Source organism: Spirillospora sp. NPDC127506 (assembly GCF_040302145.1).
Lineage (GTDB): Bacteria > Actinomycetota > Actinomycetes > Streptosporangiales > Streptosporangiaceae > Spirillospora.
In genome coordinates, this window is record NZ_JBEORG010000016.1 from 136,853 (window position 1) to 151,975 (window position 15,123).

A 15,123-nucleotide genomic window follows, 5' to 3' on the forward strand; every position below is an offset into this window, starting at 1 on the left:
GTACGACGAGGCGCCGATGGAGAACGACCCGCCGGGCGAGACCGTGCACGGCGGGCGTTTCGATCACGCGCGCATCGAGAAGGCCGTCCGCGAGATCCTCATCGGCATAGGCGAGGATCCCGACCGCGACGGGCTGCGCGACACCCCGGCGAGGGTGGCGCGCGCGTACGCCGAGCAGTTCGCGGGCCTCAGGCAGACGCCGGAGGACGTGCTCACCACGGTGTTCGACGCCGACCACGAAGAGATGGTCCTGGTGAAGGACATCGAGGTCTACTCCGTCTGCGAGCACCACCTGGTGCCCTTCCACGGCGTGGCCCACGTGGGGTACACGCCCAACAAGAAGGGGCAGATCACCGGTCTGTCGAAGCTCGCCAGGCTGGTGGACGTGTACGCGCGCCGGCCGCAGGTGCAGGAGCGGCTGACCAGCCAGGTCGCGGACGCGCTGATGAGGGTGCTGGAGCCGCGCGGCGCGATCGTGGTGATCGAGGCGGAGCACCTGTGCATGACGATGCGCGGCGTGCGGAAGCCGGGCGCGAAGACGGTGACGTCGGCGGTGCGCGGCGACTTCCGCGATCACGCCGAGACCCGGTCCGAGGCGATGAGCCTCATCCTGGGACGCCACTGACCGCCCGCCCGCCCCGAAAGCCCCCGACCGCCCGAACGGGCCTCAGCGTCGCGCTGAGGCCCGTTCTTTGGTTCGGGACGGGGTGCCGCCGACCTCATCGGGTGGTGTCCGGCGGCGGGCGGCGGCGCGCCGAGGGGGCGACTTCTGGGCATAGGGTGGGGTGACATGACCAATGCCGTAGTTCCGGGGCTGCCCACGCCAGGGCGGTGCCTCGTCATGGGCGTGGTCAACGTCACTCCGGACTCGTTCTCGGACGGCGGAGCCTGGTTCGATCCAGAGAAGGCCATCCGGCATGGGCTGGACCTTGTCGCGGAGGGCGCCGACATCGTCGACGTGGGCGGCGAGTCCACGCGGCCGGGTGCGCAGCGCGTGTCACGCGATGAGGAACTCCGCCGCGTGATCCCCGTCATAGAGGCGCTCAGCGCCGAGGACATCCCGGTCAGCGTCGACACCATGCGCGCGGAGGTCGCCGAAGCCGCCCTCGGCGTGGGCGCCCGGCTCGTGAACGACGTCAGCGGCGGCCTGGCCGACCCGGACATGCCACGGGTCGTCGCCGCGGCGAACGTCCCCTATGTGGTCATGCACTGGCGCGGCCACAGCCATGACATGCAGACCCGCGCCGTCTACGCGGACGTCGTCCGCGAAGTGCGCGACGAGCTTCTGCAGAGGGTCGATGCCGTCCTGCAGGAGGGCGTCGAACCGTCGATGATCGTGCTCGACCCGGGGCTGGGCTTCGCGAAGAGCCCGAAGGCCGGTCACAACTGGGCGCTCCTGGCCCGGCTCGACGCGCTGACCGCGACCGGGTACCCGGTCCTGGTCGGGGCGTCCCGCAAGAGCTTCCTCACCAAGCTGCTGGCCGACCCCGACGGAACACCCCGCGCGTTCGCCGAATGCGACGACGCCACGGTGGCCACCACGGCGCTGGCCGCGGCGGCCGGGGCGTGGTGCGTGCGCGTCCACCGCGTCCGTCCCAACGCGGACGCGGTGCGCGTGGCGGCGGCCATCACCGCGGCCCGCCCGACCGACGACGAGACTTCGGAACCGGCCGCGGCGGACGGTCGCGCCCAGCGAGGGGGACACCGCACATGAGCCGTGCCATCAACCGCGCCGATGTGGACGAGGTCCACGCCGAGTTCTACGCGGCGTTCGAGGCCGGCGACTTCGACCGGATGTCGGCGGTGTGGGCGGACGGCCCCTACGCGTCCGGCGTCTCGTGCGTGCATCCCGGCTGGACGATGCTCCGCGGCCGTGAGGAGGTGCTCCGCTCCTGGGCGCTCATCATGGCCAACACGACCTACATCCAGTTCGTGCTGACCGATGTCGAGACGGACGTGTACGGGGACCACGCAGTGGTGACGTGTAAGGAGAACGTCCTCACCGCCGATGAGGACACTGAGGCGGGGTTCCTCGCCGGAGGGAGCATCGTCGCGACGAACGTGTTCGTACGGACGGGCGGCGAGTGGCGGCTCTTGCTCCATCATGGTTCGCCAGTCCTCAACGTCGTTGATGCAGAGGAAGAATGAGTCTCGACCGCATCGAACTGCGCGGCCTCCGTGCGCGGGGGCGTCACGGATGCCTGCCCGCGGAGCGTGAGCTCGGCCAGGAGTTCGTGGTGGACGCGGTGCTCGGGCTGGACACGCGCCCCGCCGCCGCCGGGGACGACCTCTCGCGTACCGTCGACTATGGGACGCTCGCCGGCCGCCTGGTCGCGGCCGTCGAAGGCGAGCCCGTCAATCTGATCGAAACGCTGGCCGACCGGCTGGCGACTATATGTCTGGAAGATAGGGCGGTGTCCGAGGTGGAGATCACCGTCCACAAGCCGAGCGCCCCCGTGCCGCACCCCTTCACGGACGTCGCCGTGAAGATCAGGAGGAGTCGCCCATGACAGCGTCCGACCGCATGCCCGACCGTACCGCCACCGGGGGGCACATGCTGGTCCAGCACCGTGTCGTGTTCTCGATCGGCAGCAATCTCGGGGACCGGATGGACAACATCCAGGAGGCGGTCGACGCGCTGTTCGACGCGCCGGGGCTGAACTTCGTGGCGTTCTCCCCGGTCTACGAGACCACGCCGTTCGCACCTCCCGGCGAGACCATCCCCGAGCAGGGCGACTTCCTGAACGTCGTCCTGGTGGCCGACACGCGGCTGCCACCGGAGAACCTGCTCGAACGCGTCCTCAACATCGAGAACTCCATGCGGCGGGAACGCGAGGTCCGCTGGGGTCCGCGCACCCTGGACATCGACATCGTCGTGTTCGGTGACATCTCGTCCGATGACCCCGACCTGACGCTCCCGCACCCGCGCGCGCACGAGCGCGCGTTCGTGCTCGTCCCGTGGGCCGACATCGAGCCGGACGTGCTGCTGCCCGGGCACGGCCGCGTCGGCGACCTGGCCCAGGCCAAGCAGTCCGAGGGTGGCCCGTCGGCCGTACGCCGGCGGGAGGACCTGTCCTTGCAGCAGCCTGCATGAAGCCGTCCCGCCCGCTGTTCCTCGCCGCCCTGGTCGTCGTCGTCGCGGTGGTGACCTGGGCGGTGCTCCGCTCCGCCTACGTCTCGCTGCCGCCGCTCCCGTGGACGGCGGTGCCGACGCTGCTGCTGCTGGCCCTCGGCGAGGGGTTCAGCGGATGGAACGTGCTGCGCAGGATCCGCCGGAAGCCCGACAAGATCCGCGTGCCGGAGGCCGGCCGCAAGTCGCCGAAGCCGATCGAGCCGATGGCGGTGGCGCGGCTGGCCGCCCTCGGCAAGGCGAGCGCGCACACCGCCGCCCTCATCGCGGGAGTGTTCGGCGGGTTCGCGGTGAACCTGGCGTCCCAGCTCGACAAGCCGACGCCCCGGCACGACTTCTTCGTCAGCGGCGCCACGTTCCTGGCGGCGGTGGTCCTGGTGGCGGCGGCGTTCTTCCTGGAGTACGCGTGCCGCGTGCCGAAGGACCCGGACGAAGAGGAACGCGACCGCCGCGCCTCCCGGGCCTGAGCGCGCCGGGGAGGCGGGCGGTCATTTGTCGATGTCGCCGACGACGAAGAACATCGAGCCGAGGATGGCGATCATGTCGGCGACCAGGTTGCCCGGCAGCAGTTCCGTGAGGACCTGGATGTTGTTGAAGGACGCCGACCGCAGCTTCATCCGCCACGGGGTCTTCTCGCCGCGCGACACGAGGTAGTAGCCGTTGAGGCCCAGCGGGTTCTCCGTCCAGGCGTAGGTGTGGCCCTCCGGGACCTTCAGGACCTTGGGCAGGCGCTGGTTGATCGGGCCGGGCGGGAGTTCGGCGAGGCGCTCCAGGCAGGCGTCGGCGAGATCCAGGGACGCGTGCACCTGGTCAAGGAGACATTCGAAGCGGGCGAGGCAGTCCCCCTCCGTGCGGGTGACCACACGGACGTCGAGGTCGCCGTAGGCCAGGTACGGCTCGTCCCTGCGCAGGTCGAAATCCACGCCGGACGCTCGCGCGATGGGCCCCGACACCCCGTACTGCAGGATCTGCTCCCGCGTCAGGACACCGACGCCCCGCGTGCGCGCACGGAAGATCTCGTTGCCCATGATGATGTCGTCGATGTCGCCCATGCGGGAACGGACTTCGGACACGGCCTTCCGCGCGCGCGCCGTCCAACCGGCCGGGAGTTCCTCCTTCAACCCGCCGACCCGGTTGAACATGTAATGCATGCGTCCACCGGAGATCTCCTCCATCACCCGCTGCAGAGCCTCGCGCTCGCGGAACGCGTAGAAGATCGGGGTGATGGCGCCGACCTCCAGCGGATACGAGCCGAGGAACATCAGGTGGTTCAGGATCCGGTTCAGCTCGGCCAGGAGGGTCCTCGCCCAGACGGCCCGCACGGGGACCTCCATGCCGAGCATCCGCTCCACGGCGAGGACGACGCCGAGCTCGCTGGAGAACGCCGACAGCCAGTCGTGCCGGTTCGCCAGCACGATGATCTGGCGGAAGTCCCGGACCTCGAAGAGCTTCTCCGCGCCACGGTGCATGTAGCCGACGATGGGCTCCGCGGCCGAGATGCGTTCCCCGTCCAACGTCAGCCTCAACCGGAGCACGCCGTGCGTGGACGGATGCTGGGGGCCGATGTTGAGCGTCATGTCCTCGGTGGCGAGCTCCTTGGCGCCCGCACCGATACCGACGATCCGTTCGGTGGTCATGGTCGCGCCTCCGCCGCTCCGATCACCGCTTCATGGTCCCATGGCGAGCGGTACTCGTTTTCCGGTTGACTAGGGGCCAATGAACGCGAGCCATGGCGAACCGCCGTACGAGCCCGCCGCAGGGCATGGACCCCAGGGCGCGGCGCACCCGCCCGCACCCGCCGGTCCGGGCCCCGGCGGTCAACCGCCAGGTCAAGTACCGGCACATTACCCGCCGCAGCAGACGCCGCAGCAGCAGGCGCAGCAGCAGACGCAGCAGCAGACGCCGCCCGTCTACCGGGCCGACCAGGCGTTCGCGCCCGGCGGCGGGCTCCAGTGGGCGCCCATCTCGAAACGCCACGCCTGGCACAGGCTTCTCAACGCCGCCCTCTGGGCGATTCCCGTCGGCGGTGTGGGCGCGTTCATCGTGTGGAGGAACGGCGGCACGGTACCGGCGGCGATGTGGATCGCCGCGGTGGTCGTTGTGGTGGCCCTCACCTGGCTGGTCGCGGAACTGGACCGCCGGAGGTACGGCTACGTCGAGCGTGCGGACGACCTCATCGTCACGCACGGGGTGTTCGTCAAGCGGCTCATCGTCGTCCCCTACGGGCGGATGCAGTTCGTGGACGTCACGGCAGGGCTCCTTGAACGGTGGATGGGGATCGCGACGGTCCGGCTGCACACGGCCGCCGCGGCCACGGACGCGACCATTCCGAGCCTGCCCACCGCTGAGGCCGCCCTGCTCCGCGACCGTCTCGCGCAGAAGGGCGAGGAGCGGAGCATGGGGCTATGAGCGGCCCCTACGGCCCATACGGTCCTCCCGGCCGGCCAGGCGCCCACGGCAGGCCAGGTCAACCAGGCCCCCACGGCAGGCCAGGTCAACCAGGCCCCCACGGCAGGCCAGGTCAACCAGGCCCCTATGGCGGGCCGGGTCAACCAGGCCCCTACGGCAGGCCGGGGCAACCCGGTCCGGGCCCATACGGACCGGGACCGCAAGGCCGCCCAGGCCCGCCCTACGGCCCGCCGGGGCCACCGCCCGGCCCGCCGTACGGCCCGCCGCGTCCTCCGTACGGTTACGGCCCGCCGCCCGGCTACCGTCCACCGGTCCGCTTCTCCGAGGGCATGCACAGGCTCCACTGGGCGACCGCGCCCCTGCGCGCCTTCATCTTCCTCATCATCTACTTCGTCCTGCTGGGCTTCCCTCTGCTCCTGACCCAGACGGAAGACGGCATCACCCTGGAACTCACCCCTGACGTGATCGTCAGGTTCATCGTCGTGACCATCCCGATGGGGCTGATCGCGGTGGGGACGGGCCTTTGGACGTGGCTCGCACTCCGATTCCGCATCGACAACGACGACCTCGTCGTCGAGACCGGCATCCTCCGCAAGAACAAGCGCCGCATACCGCTGTCGCGTGTCCAGGCCATCGACCTAGTCCGTCCGCTGGTGACGCGCTTGTTCGGCCTGGCGGAAGTGCGTGTGGAACTGGCCGGCGGTGAGCAGAGCGAGATCGCCCTCCGCTACCTGGGACGGCACTCCGCGCAGCAGCTGCGCGCCGAACTCCTGGCACGCGCCGCCGGGCTGCCCGGCCACACGCCCGAGGCACCTGAACGCCATGTGTGGCGCGTCCCGTTCGGCGCGCTGTTCGGGTCCCTCCTCGTACGGCTTCCCGTACTGGGGACGGTCCTCCTCTTCGTGGGCTCCCTCATCTTCCTGGTGATGTACGCAGAGGGCGGCATGCTGGCCGTCACCATTCCCGTCCTGCTCGGGCTCATCCGCGCCGTGATCGCGCCTTTGGTGATGTACGCCAACTTCACGGTCGCCATGTCGCCGGACGGGATCCGCCTGCGCTACGGGCTCTTGGAGACCCGCATGCAGACGCTCCCTCCGGGCCGCGTCCAGGCCGTCAGCATCGTCGAACCGCTGATCTGGCGAAGCCTCGGCTGGGCCCGGGTCGAGGTCACCGTCGCCGGTTACGCGGGGGAGCGCCAGGCGCTTTCCTCGACGCTTCTTCCGGTCGCGCCCCGCCAGGTGGCCACGCATCTCGTCTCGCAGGTCTTCCCCGGGACCCACGTGGACGCGGTGCCCCTCGTGCCCGCGTCGTCCAAGGCGGTGGCGATCGACCGTGCGGACGGCGCCGGCACCGACGACGTGGTCTTCGTCGTCCGTCATGGCTGGCCCTGCCGCCGCACCGACGTGATCGCCCACGCGCGCGCGCAGAGCGTCCGGCTCACCGTGAACCCGTTCCAGCGGCTCCTGGGGCTGGCCACCGTCCACGTCGACGCGCCTCCCGGCCCGGTGCAGGTGGCCGCCACCGACCGCGACCTGGGCGAGGCCAGGGCCATCGTCGAGAGCACGGCCCGCCGGGCGCTGGCCGCCCGCCGCGCCGGTGGCGGAGACACCGCCCGCTGGGCCCGCTGACGGCTTATCCACAGAATCCCGTTCTGCTTCCACGCCGTCGCGCCGCCCCGGACCATGGACACAGGTCGGCCCGCCCCAGGGGGGAGGGCGGGCCGACCATCCACTGAAGGAGACTACGAAGCCACGCCACCGCCCACCACCCACTCTGGCCAGGACGGCACATCGTGCGGGTGCTGGGGGCGCGACGCGTGGCGCCGGGGGGCGTGATCAGAAATGCCAGGGCGCTACGGCGGTCGCGTGGAAGTACGTGTCACCGAAGGGGACCTTCCGGGGGGTGAAGGCGATCTTGCCGGGGCAGAGGCCGCGATCGCGCAGGTCGCTGACGATCTGGGGCAAGGCGTCGACGGAGGCCTGGGCCCAGTCGTGCATGAGGATGATGCCGCCCGGCTGGAGCGTGCGCGCCGCCGCCACGATCTCCTCGGTGGTGGCTCCCGCCCAGTCCCGGGAGTCGACCGTCCAGAGCACCTCCAAGAGCCTCAATCGGGCCTCGTCCTTCCGGACCTGGTCGTTGGTCTCGCCGTAGGGCGGGCGGAAGAGCGTGGGCCACCGGCCGGTGATCCGGCGCAGGCTCAGCTGGGTGCCGAGGATCTCCTTGAACGCGCCCGGCTCCCCCAGCTCCGGCAGATGCGGATGGGTGTTCGTGTGGTTGCCGATCCACATCCCCGCCCGCTGCTGTGCGCGGACGAGGTCCGGGCGGGCTTCGGCGTTGTTCCCCTGGTTGAAGAAGGTGGCCCGGGCGCCGGCGGCGCGCAGCCTGTCCAGGAGGGTCGGCAGCGTCGCGGCGGTCGGCCCGTCATCGTAGGTGAGCGCGACGTACCCGTTGGGGCAGCGCCGGTGCCCGCCGGAGGGGGATGCGTGCGCGGCCGCCGGGGTCATCGCGACGGCGGCCGCGGCGGCCGCCACCACGGCCGAGGAGGCCGCCACGCGGCGGGACACGGCGGACGCATGCGGGATCTTGATCATCATCGCTCCGCTGGTCGAAGGTGCGGCAGACGGGGGTGAGGTGCTGCGGAGCCACCTCGGTGGCGTTCGGTCGGTTGCTGACGGAGTTGCTGACGGAGGGGATGCGGCATGTCGGACGGCTCAAAATTTCGAAACTTATCGGGCTTGTTCGCTCGGTAACGTACGCCGCCGCCGGCGGTGGGGTCAATGGCGGCTTCCGGGGGTTTCGTGCGCGACTTGGTCGGCTGCGGCGGCGAATACGGGCTTCAGGGGGCACGATCAAGTCGTTCTTGACTCGCCGGGGTGCTCGGCGTACGTTCAGCCAGAAGTTCGAAAGTGATCGAAACATTTCGAACCGTCGCCTCGTCCGCGGAGTCGAATCGGAGAGCTGTGGTGAGACGCTCAACGCCCGTCCACGCCGGGCGCCCGAGAGCGGGCGCGCTCGGGCTGCGCATGCGCGTGATGAGCCCTGCCGGCCGGCTCGTCGCCGTGGTGCTGCTCGCGGTGGCCCTGGTCGCCGCGTCGTTGACCGGCGCGGAGGGCGAGCCCCGCACCGCCGGGGGCCATGCCGCGCCGGAGTTCGGGGGCCACTGGGTCGACGGCTGGGTGTCGATGCCGCAGCTGACCGAGCCGGGGAACATGCCCCCTCCGCCGTTCACGCAGGACGGCAAGGTCTTCGACGACGCGACACTGCGGCAGACCATCCGCGTCTCCGTCGGCGGCCGGAACCTGCGGCTGCGGTTCTCCAACGCGTTCGGCGGCGCCGCGCTCCCCATCACGAAGGTCTCCGTGGCGCTGCCGGCCGGAGGGCAGGCGGGCGTCAGCGCGATCGAGCCGGAGACGTCCAGGGCGGTGACCTTCCACGGCCGTCCGTCCGTGGACATCCCGGTCGGTGCGCAGATGGTCTCCGACCCGCTGAAGTTCCCGGTGGCGCCGCGGTCGATCCTGACGGTGACGATCTATCTGGCGGACGGCCAGGCGTCGACCGACATCACGTCGCACCCCGGCTCCCGGACGACGTCCTACATGCTGGCGGGCGACCACGTCGGGGAGACCGACCTGGCCGGGGCCGCCCGCGCCGACCACTGGTACTTCCTGAGCGGCCTCGAGGTGTGGGCGAAGTCCGCCACGTCTGCGGCCGTCATGCTCGGCGACTCCCTCACCGACGGCCGGGGCTCCACCACCAACCGGAACGACCGCTGGCCGGATCAGCTTCTCGACCGGCTGCAGGCCCACCCGTCCACGTCCGGCATCGCGATCGTGAACCAGGCCGCCGGCGGCAACCGCGTCCTCAACGACGGGCTCGGCCCCAACGTGCTCGCCCGGCTCGACCGGGACGTGCTGGCCCAGAGCGGCGTCGAATGGCTGCTCGTCTTCGAGGGCGTCAACGACATCGGCACCGCCGCGGCGACCCCCGAGGCGCAGAAGCAGGTCGCGGACGACCTGATCGCCGCCTACGACCAGATCATCGTCCGCGCTCACGCGCAGGGCATCCGGGTGTACGGCGCGACCCTCACGCCGTTCGGCGGCAACACCATGTACGACGACCCGGACGGATACCGGGAGCGGGCGCGCGAGAGCGTCAACACCTGGATCCGCACCGGCCGCCGCTTCGACGCCGTGGTCGACTTCGACCGCGCGGCGCGCGACCCGTCTGATCCGGGGCGGCTGCTCCCCGCGTACGACGTCGGCGACCACCTCCACCTGAACCCGGCCGGATACAAGGCCCTGGCCGACGCCGTCCCCGCCGGGCTGTTCCGGCACAAGGCGCTTCCGCCGGCCTTCGCCTTCGACTAGGACGGCGTGATCGGCGGCGCGTCCCCCGCGGGCGCGCCGCCCGTCCGGATATGAGCCCGCCAGCCGCCGCGGACTGGGTCGGCCGAGTAGTGGGAGCAGACGGTGACCCCGAGCCACCCGGCGGCTGGCGCCCCGCCGCAGAGCCCTCCCCGCGCCCGCGCGGGGAGGGCGCCGCGCACGCGCGTCGGACGGGATGCGCATATCTTCGGAACATGAGCGATGTGGCGTATGACCCCTGGTCCCCGGCGTTCGTGGCGGACCCCTATCCGGTGTTCGAGCTGCTCCGCGCCGAGCGGCCGGTGTTCTTCCATGAGCCCACCGAGCAGTGGGTCATCAGCCGGTACGAGGACGTCGACGCGCTGCTGCGGGACCGCCGGCTCGGCCGGTCCTACCTCCACATCGCGAGCCACGAGGAGTTCGGCCGGGAGCCGGAGGCCGACTTCCTCAAGCCCTTCTGGGACCTGATCCGCGCCGGGATGCTCGACGTGGAACCGCCCGTCCACACCCGGCTGCGGCGCCTCGTGTCCAAGGCGTTCACCGCCCGGAGGGTGGAGGGCCTGCGCCCGACGATCAGGCGGCTCGCCGGCGAGCTGGCCGGCGCGCTGGCGGCGAAGGGCGGCGGCGACCTGCTCGCCGAGGTCGCCGAGCCGCTGCCGGTGAACGTGATCGCCGAGATGCTCGGCGTACCCGTCGAGGACCGCCACCTCCTGCGCCCGTGGTCGGCCGACATCTGCGGCATGTACGAGCTGAACCCGCCGGAGGAGGCGCAGCGCACGGCCGTCCGCGCCGCCGTCGAGTTCTCCGACTACCTGCGCGGCCTCGCCCGCACCCGGCGGGACGAGCCGCGCGACGACCTCATCAGCGCACTGGCCCAGGTCGTGGACGAGGGCGACCGGCTCACCGAGGACGAGCTGATCGGCACCTGCGTCCTGCTGCTCAACGCCGGGCACGAGGCCACGGTCAACGCGACCGGCAACGGCTGGTGGTCGCTGTTCCGCAACCCCGGTGAGCTGGAGCGCCTCCGCGCCGACCCGTCGCTCGTCCCCACGGCCGTCGAGGAACTGCTGCGCTACGACACACCGGCGCCCATGTTCGAACGCTGGGTCCTGGAGGACATCACGGTCGCCGGCGTCGACATCCCCCGCGGCTCGGAGGTGGCGCTGCAGTTCGCGTCCGCCAACCGCGACCCGGAGGTGTTCGCCGAACCGAACCGCCTCGACCTGTCCCGCGACCCGAACCCGCACATCACGTTCGGGCTCGGCATCCACTACTGCCTGGGCGCCCCCCTCGCCCGCATCGAACTCGCCGAATCGTTCGGCGCGCTCCTCCGCGCGGCACCGGACCTCCGCCTGTCGGCCGAGCCGAAGTGGAAGCCGGGCTACGTCCTTCGCGGCCTGCAGGCCCTCCACGTGGAGTGCTGACCGCCTGGCCGCCCCGCATTGCCTGCAGGCCCTCCGTGATGTGCCGCCGCGCCCGCAGCGTCAATTGGTGAGGGCGGTGGGCATCGGGATGCCGACGGTCTGGGCGAGCCAGCCGAAACCGCCCAGGCCCGACGCGTCGGTCAGTTCGGCGTCCTCGCCGGCGTGGCAGAGGGCGGCGACGTAGGCGCGCGGGTCGCGGTGGGCCAGGTCGAGCGGCGGGCGGGTCCCGGACAGCCCGAGGGCGCGCAGCGCGTCGCGCTGGGTGGTCAGCAGGGTGGACGTCGCGCCGGCGCGCTCGCCGGCGGCGGTGCAGGCGTCCAGCGCGACGTGCGCGGTGACGTCGCATGACCCGTCCGGGACGGCGGGCACGGTGGCGCCGTCGCGGTAGCCGGTCAGCGTCCCGTACACGGGACGGGCCTCGCGGGAGTGCGAGTAGTCGACGGCGAGCGCCAGCCCCCGGGCCAGCCGCCTGATCACGGAGGCCCACGCGTCGCAGCGCGGATGGCCGATCTCGGCGCGGTCGCCGGGTTCGCGGAGGGGCCACCAGCGCTCCAGCCACGCGTGGTCCTCGGCGGACGGCGCGGGACCGGGCCGCTCGCTGCCGGTGGACGGGTCGACGAGCACGGTGCGCAGGCCGTCCGGGGTGCGTTCGACCACGTCCAGCGGCACATTGTCGAGCCACTCGTTCGCCACGGCCAGCCCCGTGATGCGGTCGGGCAGGTCCGGCCGCCAGACGATCCGGGAGGGCACGTCGGCGGGGCGCGGCGCGATCTCCACCGCCGTCGGGACCAGCCGGGACGCCAGGCCGGCGGGCGCACCGGCCAGGATGTTGCCCAGCAGCCGCCCGGACCCGGCGCCGATGTCGACGACGTCCAGCCGTTCCGGGCGCCCGAGCAGTTCGTCGACCTCGACGAGCAGGCGGACGATGGCGGCGGCGAAGCGCGGCGAGGCGTGCACGGAGGTGCGGAAGTGCTCGGCGGGCCGTTCACCGCGCCGGTAGAAGCCGCCCTGCCCGTACAGCGCGCGCTCCATCGCCGCGCGCCATGTCAGCCATTCGGTAACCAACGCCGCCACTCTTGTGACGTTACCGTGCACGACACCCTGCGCATCGCCGTCCGCCGCCCCCGCCCGGCCGCGCCCGGCCTACCGCGCCCGGTTCGGTCCCGATGCCCGACCTGCCCGATCCGCCGTGCCTGATCCGGTGCGCCGGTTTGGCGTGGGGGGCGGTGCCATTCTCGGGGTGGAGGCGGGTCCGACTTGGGGCTGATCCCCGGCTGAACAGGGCGTACGTACGCTGTCCGCATGGTGGCGAGCGTCTGGGAGTGGCTGCGGGGCAAGAAACCCCTGGTCGACGCGTTCTTCGCGGCGCCGATCATGGTGCTGTCCGTGCCGACGATGCTGGGCGGGGCGTACGGGATGGGGGTGCGCTGGTACGGACTGATGACGGTCCTGCTCACCGTGCCGCTGGTTCTGCGCCGCACGTACCCGCGCTCGGTGTTCGCCGTGGTCGCTCTGGTCTCGTTCTTCCAGTGCCTGGCGGGCATCGAGCCGGTCCAGGCGAACATCGCCGTCCTGATGGGGATCTACACGGTCTCGGCCTGTCTCCCGTTCCGCTGGGGGTTCGCGTCGGCGCTGGTCGGCCTGGTCGGCGCGGGCATGGCCGCCGTGCGGTACTCCAGCGGCGCCGACGACCGCAAGTTCGCGTTCGTGACGCTGGCGGTGCTGGTGGCGGGGGTCTTCGTGCTCGGCCTGCACATGCGGACGCGGCGCGCCTACCTGCGCTCGGTGGAGGAGCGGGCCGAGCGGCTGGAGCGCGAACGCGACACCGAGGTCAAGATGGCCATGGCCGCCGAGCGGGCCCGTATCGCCCGGGAAATGCACGATGTCGTGGCGCACAACGTGAGCGTGATCGTGGTTCAGGCCGACGGCGCGTCCTACGCGATCGACACCGATGTGGCACGTGCCAGGCAGGCGCTCGGCACGATCTCCGCGACGGGGCGGCTGGCGCTCGCGGAGATGCGGCGGCTCCTCGGCGTGCTGCGCGAGGACGACGACGCCGGGGCGTTCGCGCCGCAGCCCGGGGTGGCGGAGATCGACGACCTGGTGGAGCAGGTCCGCGCGTCCGGGCTGGCCGTGGACTACGAGGTGGACGGGACGCCGGCGGCCATGTCGGAGGGGCGGCAGCTCACCGTGTTCCGGATCGTCCAGGAGGCGCTGACCAATACGCTCAAGCACGGCGGCCCGCGGGCGAAGGTGTGCGTCCGGCTGCGGTACGCGGGCGACGCGCTGGAGATCCGGGTGACGGACGACGGGCGCGGCGCGGCGGCCTTCGACGACGGCCGCGGCCACGGCCTCGCCGGGATGCGGGAGCGCGTCGCCGTGTACGGGGGCGAGGTCCGGGCGGGCCCGCGCCCGGGCGGCGGCTTCGAGGTGGTGGCGGAGATCCCGGTACGCGAGGAGGTCGCGGCATGACGGAGGTCGAGGACGTGGCGGAGCCCATCCGGGTGGTGCTCGTGGACGACCAGGAGCTGGTGCGCGCGGGGTTCAGGATGGTGCTGGACGCGCAGCCCGACATCGAGGTCGTGGGCGAGGCGGGCGACGGCGTCCAGGTGCTGGACATGCTGCGCGGCGCGCGGGCCGACGTGGTGCTCATGGACGTGCGGATGCCGCGGATGGACGGCATCGAGGCGACCCGCCGGATCGTGGCGCAGTCCGGGCCGAAGGTCGTCATCCTGACCACCTTCGATCTCGACGAGTACGCGTTCGCGGCGATCAAGGCGGGCGCGGGCGGGTTCATGCTGAAGGACGCCGGCCCGGCGCAGCTCATCGAGGCGATCAAGGCCGTGCACTCCGGGGACGCGGTCGTGGCGCCGAGCACGACGAAGCGGCTGCTGGACCGGTTCGCCGTCCACCTCCCGGACGCGGAGGAGAAGGCGGGCGACGCGCTGGAGACGCTGACCGAGCGGGAGGGCGAGGTGCTGCGCCTCGTCGCGCGCGGCATGTCGAACGCGGAGATCGCGGGCCGGCTGTACGTCTCGGAGGCGACGGTCAAGACGCACATGGGACGGATCCTGATGAAGCTGGGCCTCCGGGACAGGGTGCAGGCCGTCGTGTTCGCCTACGAGACAGGACTGGTGAAAAGTGGTCAAAGAGGTCACTCTATGTAACGCATTGATCACTCCATGGTGACTTTTTGCCCTCACCGTGACGTCGGGCATTGCCCTACCTGAGAGTAGCTGGGTAACTACGGTACGCGACGCCGTCTTAGCGGGCGACGTCGGCAATGTCAGAACGGGCCTGCTAAGCCCACGTACGGGAGGACTTACGTGTTCAAGAAGCTTGCCGCGACCGGCATTCTCGGCTTCGCCGTCGCCGGCTCCGCGCTGGCCGCGACGCCCGCCTACGCCTCCGCCTACGGCGGCGGCTGGGACCACCACGGCAAGGGGCACCACCACGGTGGCGGGGCCGGCAACGGCAACTCGACCAGTGGCAACTTCGGCCTGCTGAACGGCACCCAGGTGGTCGCTCCGATCTCCGCGGCCGTCGACGTGTGCGGCAACGCCGTCGCCGTGATCGGCTTCGCCAACTCGGGCGGCTGCAAGGGCGGCGCGCACGCCAGCAACGGCTGATTCTCCTGACGGGCCCCTCACGCCCGTCACCGAAGCGCCGGGGACTCTTCGCGGGTCCCCGGCGCTTCCGCGTGGTGCGCCCAGCATGGGCGATTGCTTGGGGGTGAAAGTCCCCTGGAGGAAGAGGTGGTGCTAACTCCGAGCCGGAGGCAAGGGCGTCGTCGTGA

General features: G+C 71.6%; 16 protein-coding genes. 13 read left to right on the top strand and 3 right to left on the bottom strand.

What is annotated here, in order from left to right:
• Window positions 1-16 precede the first annotated feature (16 nt).
• The 6 genes from folE to ABTW95_RS17605 all read left to right on the top strand — a co-directional run bounded on the left by folE (window position 17) and on the right by ABTW95_RS17605 (window position 3,597).
• Window positions 17-625, top strand: coding sequence for a GTP cyclohydrolase I FolE (folE, locus tag ABTW95_RS17580; protein WP_396452637.1), 609 nt, complete (start codon window positions 17-19; stop codon window positions 623-625).
• A gap of 165 nt (window positions 626-790) precedes the next feature.
• On the top strand, window positions 791-1,714 hold the full coding sequence (folP, locus tag ABTW95_RS17585) for a dihydropteroate synthase (protein ID WP_500226810.1): 924 nt from the start codon (window positions 791-793) through the stop codon (window positions 1,712-1,714).
• The gene (locus ABTW95_RS17590; protein WP_396452623.1) at window positions 1,711-2,148 is read left to right on the top strand and encodes a nuclear transport factor 2 family protein; all 438 of its coding nucleotides are present in this window, start codon (window positions 1,711-1,713) and stop codon (window positions 2,146-2,148) included. The genes folP and ABTW95_RS17590 overlap by 4 nt, the downstream gene beginning before the upstream one ends.
• On the top strand, window positions 2,145-2,510 hold the full coding sequence (gene folB, locus ABTW95_RS17595) for a dihydroneopterin aldolase (protein ID WP_396452625.1): 366 nt from the start codon (window positions 2,145-2,147) through the stop codon (window positions 2,508-2,510). Before ABTW95_RS17590 ends, folB begins: the two co-directional genes overlap by 4 nt.
• Window positions 2,507-3,094, top strand: a complete 588-nt coding sequence (folK, locus tag ABTW95_RS17600) for a 2-amino-4-hydroxy-6-hydroxymethyldihydropteridine diphosphokinase (protein WP_396452627.1) — start codon at window positions 2,507-2,509, stop codon at window positions 3,092-3,094. The genes folB and folK overlap by 4 nt, the downstream gene beginning before the upstream one ends.
• On the top strand, window positions 3,091-3,597 hold the full coding sequence (locus tag ABTW95_RS17605; protein ID WP_396452629.1) for a DUF3180 domain-containing protein: 507 nt from the start codon (window positions 3,091-3,093) through the stop codon (window positions 3,595-3,597). Before folK ends, ABTW95_RS17605 begins: the two co-directional genes overlap by 4 nt.
• 21 nt (window positions 3,598-3,618) lie before the next feature.
• Here ABTW95_RS17605 and ABTW95_RS17610 read toward each other — a convergent pair whose 3' ends face one another.
• The gene (locus tag ABTW95_RS17610; protein WP_396452631.1) at window positions 3,619-4,767 is read right to left on the bottom strand and encodes an NADH-quinone oxidoreductase subunit D; all 1,149 of its coding nucleotides are present in this window, start codon (window positions 4,765-4,767) and stop codon (window positions 3,619-3,621) included.
• A gap of 79 nt (window positions 4,768-4,846) precedes the next feature.
• On the opposite strand from ABTW95_RS17610, the gene ABTW95_RS17615 reads away from it, so the two are divergent.
• Both ABTW95_RS17615 and ABTW95_RS17620 read left to right on the top strand, forming a co-directional pair.
• The gene (locus tag ABTW95_RS17615) at window positions 4,847-5,539 is read left to right on the top strand and encodes a PH domain-containing protein (protein ID WP_500226811.1); all 693 of its coding nucleotides are present in this window, start codon (window positions 4,847-4,849) and stop codon (window positions 5,537-5,539) included.
• Window positions 5,540-5,868: 329 nt separating this feature from the next.
• Window positions 5,869-7,167: a PH domain-containing protein gene (locus ABTW95_RS17620; RefSeq protein WP_500226812.1), complete on the top strand. Its 1,299-nt coding sequence runs from the start codon at window positions 5,869-5,871 to the stop codon at window positions 7,165-7,167.
• Between the two features lie 207 nt (window positions 7,168-7,374).
• Here the strand turns inward: ABTW95_RS17620 and ABTW95_RS17625 are convergent, their stop codons facing one another.
• Window positions 7,375-8,133: a polysaccharide deacetylase family protein gene (locus ABTW95_RS17625; RefSeq protein ID WP_500226813.1), complete on the bottom strand. Its 759-nt coding sequence runs from the start codon at window positions 8,131-8,133 to the stop codon at window positions 7,375-7,377.
• 369 nt (window positions 8,134-8,502) lie between these two features.
• Here ABTW95_RS17625 and ABTW95_RS17630 point away from each other — a divergent pair, with 369 nt between their 5' ends.
• Both ABTW95_RS17630 and ABTW95_RS17635 read left to right on the top strand, forming a co-directional pair.
• On the top strand, window positions 8,503-9,906 hold the full coding sequence (locus ABTW95_RS17630; protein WP_500226814.1) for an SGNH/GDSL hydrolase family protein: 1,404 nt from the start codon (window positions 8,503-8,505) through the stop codon (window positions 9,904-9,906).
• Window positions 9,907-10,118: 212 nt separating this feature from the next.
• The gene (locus ABTW95_RS17635; RefSeq protein ID WP_396452691.1) at window positions 10,119-11,327 is read left to right on the top strand and encodes a cytochrome P450; all 1,209 of its coding nucleotides are present in this window, start codon (window positions 10,119-10,121) and stop codon (window positions 11,325-11,327) included.
• Between the two features lie 60 nt (window positions 11,328-11,387).
• Here ABTW95_RS17635 and ABTW95_RS17640 read toward each other — a convergent pair whose 3' ends face one another.
• Window positions 11,388-12,401 carry an SAM-dependent methyltransferase gene (locus ABTW95_RS17640; protein ID WP_500226815.1) on the bottom strand — a complete coding sequence of 338 codons (1,014 nt, stop codon included), beginning with the start codon at window positions 12,399-12,401 and terminating at the stop codon, window positions 11,388-11,390.
• 228 nt (window positions 12,402-12,629) lie between these two features.
• Here ABTW95_RS17640 and ABTW95_RS17645 point away from each other — a divergent pair, with 228 nt between their 5' ends.
• The 3 genes from ABTW95_RS17645 to ABTW95_RS17655 all read left to right on the top strand — a co-directional run bounded on the left by ABTW95_RS17645 (window position 12,630) and on the right by ABTW95_RS17655 (window position 14,956).
• Window positions 12,630-13,799 carry a sensor histidine kinase gene (locus ABTW95_RS17645; protein ID WP_500226816.1) on the top strand — a complete coding sequence of 390 codons (1,170 nt, stop codon included), beginning with the start codon at window positions 12,630-12,632 and terminating at the stop codon, window positions 13,797-13,799.
• Window positions 13,796-14,494 carry a response regulator gene (locus ABTW95_RS17650; protein WP_500226817.1) on the top strand — a complete coding sequence of 233 codons (699 nt, stop codon included), beginning with the start codon at window positions 13,796-13,798 and terminating at the stop codon, window positions 14,492-14,494. Before ABTW95_RS17645 ends, ABTW95_RS17650 begins: the two co-directional genes overlap by 4 nt.
• A gap of 159 nt (window positions 14,495-14,653) precedes the next feature.
• Window positions 14,654-14,956 carry a chaplin family protein gene (locus tag ABTW95_RS17655; RefSeq protein WP_396452698.1) on the top strand — a complete coding sequence of 101 codons (303 nt, stop codon included), beginning with the start codon at window positions 14,654-14,656 and terminating at the stop codon, window positions 14,954-14,956.
• Window positions 14,957-15,123: the final 167 nt, after the last annotated feature.

Excerpts from the sequence above, each read along its gene's own strand:
- folE (WP_396452637.1), top strand. The coding sequence starts at position 17 with ATGGAGAACGACCCGCCGGGCGAGACCGTGCACGGCGGGCGTTTCGAT.
- folP (WP_500226810.1), top strand. The coding sequence starts at position 791 with ATGACCAATGCCGTAGTTCCGGGGCTGCCCACGCCAGGGCGGTGCCTC.
- ABTW95_RS17590 (WP_396452623.1), top strand. The coding sequence starts at position 1,711 with ATGAGCCGTGCCATCAACCGCGCCGATGTGGACGAGGTCCACGCCGAG.
- folB (WP_396452625.1), top strand. The coding sequence starts at position 2,145 with ATGAGTCTCGACCGCATCGAACTGCGCGGCCTCCGTGCGCGGGGGCGT.
- folK (WP_396452627.1), top strand. The coding sequence starts at position 2,507 with ATGACAGCGTCCGACCGCATGCCCGACCGTACCGCCACCGGGGGGCAC.
- ABTW95_RS17605 (WP_396452629.1), top strand. The coding sequence starts at position 3,091 with ATGAAGCCGTCCCGCCCGCTGTTCCTCGCCGCCCTGGTCGTCGTCGTC.
- ABTW95_RS17610 (WP_396452631.1), bottom strand. The coding sequence starts at position 4,767 with ATGACCACCGAACGGATCGTCGGTATCGGTGCGGGCGCCAAGGAGCTC.
- ABTW95_RS17615 (WP_500226811.1), top strand. The coding sequence starts at position 4,847 with ATGAACGCGAGCCATGGCGAACCGCCGTACGAGCCCGCCGCAGGGCAT.
- ABTW95_RS17620 (WP_500226812.1), top strand. The coding sequence starts at position 5,869 with ATGCACAGGCTCCACTGGGCGACCGCGCCCCTGCGCGCCTTCATCTTC.
- ABTW95_RS17625 (WP_500226813.1), bottom strand. The coding sequence starts at position 8,133 with ATGATGATCAAGATCCCGCATGCGTCCGCCGTGTCCCGCCGCGTGGCG.
- ABTW95_RS17635 (WP_396452691.1), top strand. The coding sequence starts at position 10,119 with ATGAGCGATGTGGCGTATGACCCCTGGTCCCCGGCGTTCGTGGCGGAC.
- ABTW95_RS17645 (WP_500226816.1), top strand. The coding sequence starts at position 12,630 with ATGGTGGCGAGCGTCTGGGAGTGGCTGCGGGGCAAGAAACCCCTGGTC.
- ABTW95_RS17650 (WP_500226817.1), top strand. The coding sequence starts at position 13,796 with ATGACGGAGGTCGAGGACGTGGCGGAGCCCATCCGGGTGGTGCTCGTG.